Source organism: Pseudoalteromonas sp. CR1, assembly GCF_019392235.1.
Lineage (GTDB): Bacteria > Pseudomonadota > Gammaproteobacteria > Enterobacterales > Alteromonadaceae > Pseudoalteromonas.
The window spans coordinates 1-1109 of sequence record NZ_JAHXRM010000038.1; the positions used below are offsets into that span (position 1 = coordinate 1).

Genomic DNA, 1109 nt, shown 5'->3' on the forward strand with positions numbered 1-1109 from the left:
ATGGCAAAAGAAAAGTTTGAACGCGTAAAACCGCACGTAAACGTTGGTACAATCGGCCACGTTGACCACGGTAAAACTACACTAACTGCAGCAATCACTAACGTACTTGCAAAAGTATACGGCGGTGTTGCTAAAGATTTCGCATCAATCGATAACGCTCCAGAAGAGCGCGAGCGTGGTATCACTATCTCAACTTCACACGTTGAGTACGACACACCAACTCGTCACTACGCACACGTAGATTGTCCTGGTCACGCCGATTATGTTAAAAACATGATCACTGGTGCTGCACAAATGGACGGCGCTATCTTAGTAGTAGCTGCGACTGATGGCCCAATGCCACAAACGCGTGAGCACATCCTTCTTTCTCGTCAGGTTGGCGTACCTTACATCATCGTATTCATGAACAAATGTGACATGGTTGATGACGAAGAGCTACTTGAGCTAGTAGAAATGGAAGTTCGTGAACTTCTTTCTGAGTACGATTTCCCAGGTGACGACTTACCACTAATTCAAGGTTCTGCACTTAAAGCACTTGAAGGCGAGAAGCAATGGGAAGACAAGATTGTAGAGCTTGCAGAAGCACTAGATTCTTACATTCCAGAGCCAGAGCGTGACATCGATAAGCCATTCATCATGCCTATCGAAGACGTTTTCTCAATCCAAGGTCGTGGTACTGTTGTAACTGGTCGTGTTGAAGCGGGTATCATCAACGTGAATGACGAAGTTGAAATCGTTGGTATCAAAGAGACTACTAAGTCTACTTGTACTGGTGTTGAAATGTTCCGTAAGCTTCTTGACGAAGGTCGTGCTGGTGAGAACATTGGTGCACTATTACGTGGTACTAAGCGTGAAGACGTTGAACGTGGTCAAGTACTAGCTAAGCCTGGTTCAATCAACCCACACACTACATTCACTTCAGAAGTATACGTACTTTCTAAAGATGAAGGTGGTCGTCATACTCCATTCTTCAAAGGTTACCGTCCACAGTTCTACTTCCGTACAACTGACGTAACAGGTGACGTACAGTTACCAGAAGGCGTAGAAATGGTAATGCCTGGTGATAACATCAAGATGACAGTAACTCTAATCGCACCAATCGCGATGGA

1 protein-coding gene is annotated in these 1109 nt (G+C 45.0%); it reads left to right on the forward strand.

All coding sequences use genetic code 11. From position 1 onward, the window contains the following. A partial coding sequence (tuf, locus tag KZZ04_RS18405; protein WP_138556314.1) for an elongation factor Tu occupies positions 1-1109 on the forward strand: 1109 nt, incomplete at its 3' end.